Origin of the sequence: Microlunatus aurantiacus (assembly GCF_039536605.1) — a bacterium.
Classification (GTDB): Bacteria; Actinomycetota; Actinomycetes; order Propionibacteriales; family Propionibacteriaceae; genus Microlunatus; species Microlunatus aurantiacus.
In genome coordinates, this window is record NZ_BAAAYX010000011.1 from 64,005 (window position 1) to 70,624 (window position 6,620).

Below are 6,620 nucleotides of genomic sequence, written 5' to 3' on the forward strand. Positions count from 1 at the left end.
TGATGGACGCTGCGGGGGCAGACAAGGCTGTGCAGACCACTCCGCTCAAGCATGTCGGCTCCCGTGGGCCGGCGTGGTGGACCTCATTTTTCCTGACCGTCCAGGAGCAGAAGCAACTTGCGACAGTGGCTTGGGCGGAAGAACCGGTACGACAGATTGCGAACTTGATCCAGAGGTACGACCGAGAGCAGAACCGGCAGACGCTTCTATCGTTCGGGGCCCTTGGAGTGTATTGCCTAGTCTTTCCCGCCTTGTGGTTGAAGGCCCCTGCGTGGGTGTCCTTGATCCTGTTCGGTTCTACGTTCCTCGTGCTCGGGCTCTCGGCCCGGCTGGCGGTGAGGCTGTCCCGTCAGCGGAACGAGCTGGTCATAGGATCGTTGATGAAGGTCATCCGCCAGCTGGAAAGGCCTCACCTGCACTTCGGTGAAGCATGTCGTCTGATCAACCGCGCGGCAGACCTCTTCTACCGATCGTTCAGTCGCCGTCGCGGTGACAAGGGCCTACTGAAGCGAAGGCCGCCGCCGAGGTACCGAGCGCTCGAGGAGGCCGATGCTGAGCGAGGGGCTGCAGCGATTGCCTCACAAGCCTGGCGGCTCGCGGGCAAGAGCCCGGAGCCTGATGCAGTAGCTGACGACTTGCGTAGGGTCGTACTGCGCGTGGCTAGCGGCAACTGGCGCCAAGTCGAGCACATCGACATCTCCGGTGAGAGACCAGCAATCTGGTCGCCGCCAGGGTTTTCACGTCGGGTGGGAGCTGCCCTTCAGCGGGACGTCACCCTGAAAGTTCTTGGTCTGATAACGGCGATCATCGTGCTGGTCGCTGCGGTCTCCAAACTCTTGGAGTAGCCGCACTGCGTACTAGCGGTGAAGATCGCGGACCAAATCGGGCAGACCGTCAAGCGCCACTGTGTCTACTCGGACGTCAGGGAACAATCCTTCGGGTGGCTCCTCGTGGGGAAGCGGCTGTAGGACAGTCGCCGTCTCGTTGATCTCCTTGGAGAAGGGACCGATGCTGCTCATCAGCATGCTCATGTGAGGGTCGGCGTGGTCCCGCCACCACACGGAGGGCCCGGTCGAGGGGTCGAGCCGTAGATGCTCCCAGGCTCGCCACAGCGCCTCCAGGCGGGCGATCGCCTCCGCGGAGGTCCACCACCGCGGCGACCAGAACGTGTGCGTGCCGTCGATCTTGCGCTTGTAGATGTGACGCAGGTGCTCGCGGAAGAACTCGTTGGTGCTGCCGTAGTAGAGCGGCGGCGTCGCATCGCCCGCGCCCGATGATCCGTGAAGAACGGACTCAGCGGCTTCGTCTGCCTCGGCTCGAAGCTGGTCCAGGACGTCTGCTGAAAGGGCCTCGCTGACCGCTTCGGTGGCGAGCTCGTCGAGTTTCTTGGCGACCGCTTTCTGTACCGCCGGCCCGATCAGCTCAGCGGCGAGAGCAGCGACGTCGATGCCACCGAACAACGGGTCCGCCGGCCCGACGACAGGGCTGTCGTCGGGCTCGCGACTGTCGAGGGTGCCGTCGTCGTCTGGCTCGTCGTCGAAGTCGTACGTCACAAGGCATCGACTCCTTGAGTCGGACTGGTGGCCTCGGCCGTGGCTACATGGTCAAGCTCGGACTGGGCTTCGCCGAGGGTCCTCGAGGCCTGAGGGTCGTGCGCGGCAATGGATGCCTGAACGGCGGCGGCGTGCGGACCGGTCATCCACGGCTGCGTGCGGATCAGGGTGGGGCGGGCGCCGGAGGCGAGCACAATCGCCCTGCCTTTGGGTAGGGCGGCGAGCTCGTCGACCTCGAGGATGCGGTGCCGGACCAGCTGACGGGAGACGTTGCGCTGCCCTCGGCCGCTGGAGGTTGAGGTCGAGACGCGGTCGTAGTCTCCGACGATCCGGGACAGCGACTCCAGGAACCGTTCTTCGCGGACGCCGCCGCCGTAGACGAAGACGTTGGCGGCGGAGAAGAGCTTGTTCATCCCGGACTCGCCCCACACGTCGACGCCCTGGGACCACGACTGCAGGATCGTCATCAAGACGATCCCGCGGGAGCCGTAGTGGCTGTAGAGGTTCGGGAGCTCGCGCCACCGGCACACGTTGGCGGCCTCGTCGAGCACGCCGAGCATGGGGACTGCAAGCCGACCGTGCGCGGACTGGGCCGCCAGCTCCTCGGCGGCCTCCACCACGGCGACGGTGAGCGCGGTCAGGAGGGGGCCGGCGGTGCCACGCCCTTCCTTGGACAGTGAGTACAGCGTCCCGCGGTAGCCGTCGTGGCCGCGGACGAAGTCGGCCGGGTTGAACTGGCGCCGGTTGTCCCAGCCGCCGTTGCTCGGGGTCACCCAGTGGGCGACCTGGGAGTTGGTGAGGCAGGCCGCCATTTGCTGGGCGGTCCCGTACACGCCACCGCGTTGCTTCTCCGGGGCGCCGATGACACCGGCGACCTGGCGCTCGATCAGTCGGTAGTCGTGCTGGGCCAGGATCTCGATCGGCTCCTCATCGGTGGGCCGGGTCAGCCACACGTACACGTCGGTGATCGGTCGCTCGTCCAGCGCGGCAGCGAGCAGCAGGCCGGCAAGGAGGTCCTGGCCGGCGTTGTCGAAGTAGGCGTCGGCCCGTGAGCCGGACTCGCGGGAACCAGAGGCGAAGTGCTCGGCCAGCTTCGCGGCCCGGACCTCGTCGGTGACGTAGCTGAGCGGGTTCCACCACCAGTCCGGGTTCTCGCCGGTGATGCCCTGCGGGTCGAACACCCACACCGGGCCGAGCGGGCTGCGAACGTCGCGGGTGGCGTCGACGACGTCGCGCTTGTTCGACGTCACCAGCACCGCGCCGGGCGCCTCCAGGATCGCGGGGACCGCCCGGCTGGTCGTCTTGCCGGTCCGGGGTCCCCAGATGTCGAGGTGCATGTCCTCCCAGGACCCGAACAGCGGCTGGCCGCCCCGGACAGTGCGCCCGATCGGCACACCGACGGGGGCGGTGGACTTGGGGTCGGGCTTGCCGCCGCTCCACCGGGCGGCCGCGGCGGCGGCGTTGCGGCGGCTCAGCGGCTCGATGTCGCGACCCGAGCCCATCACGGCGGCGGCCCGATCGACGCGGGACGACTGCTGCCGGCCCTTCGACCAGGCCAGCAGGAACAGGACGGTGAGCCCGACCAGGAGGGCGCCGGTGGCCGCGATGATCCAGGTTCCTGACGCCGGCCAGGCCACGGTGCCGGCGAACAGGCCGATGACGACGGCGAACGGATCCGACGGCAGCTGGTCGGCGGTGCCGTCGAGCTGGTGACCCAGTCGGATCGCGACGTACAGGCCACCGCCGCCGACCACGGAGACGAGCACGAACACCAGGAGCCCGACCGTCTCCCCCGTCAGGGATCCCGGGTCGGCGCGACGGTTGCTGGTGCCGCTCACCGACGTTCCCCCTGTCCGGTGCCGTCAGCCGTGTCGTCGGCGTGGAGGTCGAGCCCGGTCACCGGCTCCAGGGGCGCGGTGACCGGTTCCGGTTCGATGGTGCGTTGTCCGACGCGGGAGATGGCGTGCCACAGCTTGTTGGTGTCGCTGGTGGCCTTCTCGACCTCGGTCAGCTGGACCCGGACCGGGATGCCGGGCCGGCCGCCGACCTTGATCAGGAACTTCCCGCGGCCGGGTGGCTCGGTTTCCCGGCCGGTCTTGGCGTCGAAGGTGGGCGGGCTGGACCAGCCCTCCAGCATCGACTGCTCGACCTGGGACAGGCGGATCACTCGGGTCAGATCGGGCATCTCCGCGGCCGGCAGTCCGCCGCAGATGACCATGCCGGCGCGTTCGACGAGGCCGGCGGCTTTCATCCGGTCCTCCTCGGTCGGCAGCGACAGGAGGTCCTTCATAGTGTGGGTGATCATGGCGACGCCCACCCCGAACTGGCGGTTGAGTCGGGTGAGAGCGTCGACGCGGTCGACCATGCCGCTGCCCGAGCGCAGCGCCTGCCACAGCTCGTCGAGCACGACGAAGTAGTGCCGCTGCGGTTCCAGGCCAGCATCGGCCAAGGCGTGCGCCACGTTCACGGTGGCGAAGCCACTGGACCAGCAGGCCAGCAGCGCGGCGGCCCGCAGGTCTCCGTCGGTCTCCTTGAAGCCGGAGATGTCGTAGACCACCGGCCGGTCACGACGCATCGGGTTCGTGGTGGGCTGAGAGAACGTCGACCCCAGTCGGCCGCCTCGGGTCAGACTGATCAAGGACTGCTCGAGGCCGCGGGTGATCCGCTGGTACTCCTCGATCGAGCCGCGGTCGACGGCGACCTCCCGCAGCTCGGTCGGCGCTTCCTGGACGACGGCCAGCAGGTCGGCAAGCACCGGTGGCCGGTCGGTCACCCGCCGGTCCAGCAACCGGATGGCCTGGTCCAGCAGCGACTCCTCGACATCGTTCGGTGACTGCTTCCGCAGGATCGTCAGCAGGGCCGACACGATGGTGAGCCGCCGGCCGTGGGCATCAGCCTCGACCTCATCAGCGAGCCCGTGGTGCCCGGCGGCGCGAAGCCGCTGAGCGGCCTCGACGGCCTCGCCGGGGTCGAGCACGTTCAAGAACCCGCGGCCGCGGCCGAGCCGGATCACCTGACCGCCCATCGCCTCGATAAGGTCGACGTAGTCAGGCTTCAGGTCCCCGAGCACCAGGGGCATGGTGCCGAACCCAGCCAGCCCGGCAGCCATACGGCTCACCGTGGTCGACTTCCCGATCCCGGGGATGCTCATCACGAAGACGCTGGGGTTGCTGATCAGCTTTGCCCGCTGGAACCAGCTGATCGGGTCGCAGCACACGGTGGCGCCGGTGTGGATGTGACGGCCGAGCGGGACACCGATCATGGGACTGCCGCTGCCGATTGCGAATGGCCACAGTCCGCAGACCTGCACGGTGGTCCCGCGCCAGAGGTCCGGCGCCTGCAGGTACTGCGAAGCCCCTCCCCCACGGCCGCCCCAGCCTCGCCCCGACGGTCGGCGCGGCCGGACCACGACGGCGGCGTCGTCCGCGGTGCCGGCCTGCTCCTTGCGTCGGCCCCAGCGTCTGCGTCGCTTCGTGCTGGTGTCGGCGGCCGGGACGTCGCGGTCTCGCCTCAGCGGGTGGCTCACAGCTTCTCCCTGAGGAGGTCTGGCACGTTGACGTGCTTGGCCAGATTGAGTCCCAGCGGCAGGGCTGCGGCGAACGCTGAGTCCTGGGACCCGTAGACGGGCCGGAGCCGGATGCGAGCGGTCGCGGCGAGGTTGTCGATCGCCGCCGCTGCGTCCTTCGCCTTGTCGGGGTCGGTCACGGTGGCGGTGACCAGCATCCCGAAGTTGACCAGGCCGGCACCCGACGCCTCCTCGGCCGCGGTGGCCGCGGCCGCGCGAACGGCCAGGCTGTCGCGGGCCGCGGCCCGGCGCCGGTTGGTGGCCTGGAACTCTGCGGCCCGCTGATCGGACTCGACCAGCGCGGCCGCGCGGCCCGGGTCGATCGGCTGGTACAGCAGCGTGACGCGCTTCCGGGCGATGTCACGGTGCGGTGCGAGCAGCCGGGCGAGCACGCCGGCCTGCACCAGGCCCCGCGGGGCCGAGGTCATGGCCCAGGTCCGAGACCAGCCGGAGTCGTGCCGGTAACCGCTCCAGGTCGTCTCCGCAGCCGATGGGCCGACGTCGGCCCACGACAGCTCGACCGGGTCGCCGGCCGCGTGGGCCTCGTCGATCAAGATGGCGGCCGCGGGGTCGTAGGCGATCCGGACCGTCTCGCACAACTCTTCGGCGCTCATCAGCGACGCCGCGCCGGCGCCGGTTGCCTGGAGGTCACCGGTCAGACCCGGCAGTCGGGCGGCGAGCTCACGGGCCATCTCGTCGGGGTCGCGGCGCTTCCCGCCGGCGCCCTTGCCGGAGAACGTCAAGGCCACGAAGGCCTTCACCACCGACGAGCCCGCCGGGTAGCGGTCGATGACCTCGCGCAGCAGCGCCTTGCTGTAGTCGTTGGCGTCGGGGTCGATGCTCAGCTCGACCTCCCGGCGCAGCCGCAGTCCGGTGTCCGGGGCGGTCTCGAGGGTGACCGACGCACCCTCGATGCCCGGCTCGTCGCCGAGGTTGCGCAGCCAGTGGCCCCAGTCAGCGACCCAGGTGTCGATCTGCTGCTCGTCGACCAACGCCGCGCCGTCGGGCTCCGCGCCGATCACCACCGAGTAGCTCGTCGTCTTCGGCGTGTAGAGCATGGCGAACGGCCGGTCGTAGCCGTCGTGATGCTGCGTCAGCCGGGTCGCGGCGACAATCCCCGGAAGCTGGTAGGTGCCCCAAGCGCTGCGTCCCAGCGGACCCGACCGGTACAGGTGCGACCCGGCCGACCGGGTCGACCACCATCCCAGTCGGGCGCCGATCCGCTGGAAGACGTTGCGGTTGTGCACGTCACGGATCGTCAGCGCCAGCACCAGGACACCGAGAACGGCGGCGAACACGAACGCCTCGATGATGCCGACGGCCATGATCAGCACCACCGTGATGAGCATGCCCACCACCAGCGCTCCGGTCCCCGCCGTGCCCAGGCCCAGCAGACCGGGCGACGTGGGCCGGCGCCAGTTGCCGTAGGTACGGACCCGGCCTCGGGTCGTCTCAGCTGTTGCCACTGGGGCCGCCTCCCTCTCCTGTTGCGTCGTTGGCCG

5 protein-coding genes are annotated in these 6,620 nt (G+C 69.4%); 1 reads left to right on the forward strand and 4 read right to left on the reverse strand.

Going from position 1 to position 6,620, the window contains the following annotated elements:
* Positions 1-2 precede the first annotated feature (2 nt).
* Complete coding sequence (locus ABD714_RS13580) at positions 3-845, forward strand: hypothetical protein (RefSeq protein ID WP_344812916.1); 843 nt, start codon at positions 3-5, stop codon at positions 843-845.
* A gap of 12 nt (positions 846-857) precedes the next feature.
* On the opposite strand, the gene ABD714_RS13585 is transcribed toward ABD714_RS13580, so the two are convergent.
* From ABD714_RS13585 to ABD714_RS13600, 4 genes are all read right to left on the reverse strand, one after another.
* Positions 858-1,553, reverse strand: coding sequence for a DUF4913 domain-containing protein (locus tag ABD714_RS13585; protein WP_344812917.1), 696 nt, complete (start codon positions 1,551-1,553; stop codon positions 858-860).
* Positions 1,550-3,391: a type IV secretory system conjugative DNA transfer family protein gene (locus ABD714_RS13590; protein WP_344812918.1), complete on the reverse strand. Its 1,842-nt coding sequence runs from the start codon at positions 3,389-3,391 to the stop codon at positions 1,550-1,552. Before ABD714_RS13590 ends, ABD714_RS13585 begins: the two co-directional genes overlap by 4 nt.
* Positions 3,388-4,815, reverse strand: coding sequence for an ATP/GTP-binding protein (locus tag ABD714_RS13595; RefSeq protein ID WP_344812919.1), 1,428 nt, complete (start codon positions 4,813-4,815; stop codon positions 3,388-3,390). Before ABD714_RS13595 ends, ABD714_RS13590 begins: the two co-directional genes overlap by 4 nt.
* A 260-nt stretch (positions 4,816-5,075) precedes the next feature.
* The coding region (locus ABD714_RS13600; RefSeq protein ID WP_344812920.1) for an SCO6880 family protein at positions 5,076-6,620 on the reverse strand (1,545 nt) is incomplete at its 5' end.

Coding starts and splice junctions, on each gene's coding strand:
- ABD714_RS13595 (WP_344812919.1), bottom strand. CDS start 4,815: ATGATCGGTGTCCCGCTCGGCCGTCACATCCACACCGGCGCCACCGTG.
- ABD714_RS13580 (WP_344812916.1), top strand. CDS start 3: ATGGACGCTGCGGGGGCAGACAAGGCTGTGCAGACCACTCCGCTCAAG.